The organism is Clostridioides sp. ZZV14-6153 (assembly GCF_020657855.1).
Classification (GTDB): Bacteria; Bacillota; Clostridia; order Peptostreptococcales; family Peptostreptococcaceae; genus Clostridioides.
This window is the reverse complement of record NZ_JAGWCZ010000099.1, coordinates 1-267: the sequence shown is the minus strand read 5'-3', so window position 1 is coordinate 267 and position 267 is coordinate 1. Positions and strand designations below refer to the sequence as shown.

The 267-nt window shown below is 49.8% G+C and carries 2 tRNA genes; both read right to left on the bottom strand.

The window, feature by feature from the left end:
- Nucleotides 1-74 (bottom strand) — tRNA-Arg (locus KGF46_RS19875).
- 23 nt (nucleotides 75-97) lie between these two features.
- Nucleotides 98-172, bottom strand: a tRNA-Gly gene (locus KGF46_RS19870).
- Between the last annotated feature and the right edge of the window lie 95 nt (nucleotides 173-267).

Below are 267 nucleotides of genomic sequence, written 5' to 3'. Positions count from 1 at the left end.
TGAGCGCACAGGGATTCGAACCCCGGACACACGCCTTAGAAGGGCGTTGCTCTATCCAGCTGAGCTATGCACCCACATTGCACTATAAACATAAATTTGGAGCGGGAAACGAGATTCGAACTCGCGACTTCAACCTTGGCAAGGTTGCGCTCTACCACTGAACTATTCCCGCTCGTTTATTAAATTAAATAAAAATGGTGCGGATGAAGGGAGTCGAACCCCCACGCCAATGGCGCTAGATCCTAAGTCTAGTGCGTCTGCCAATTC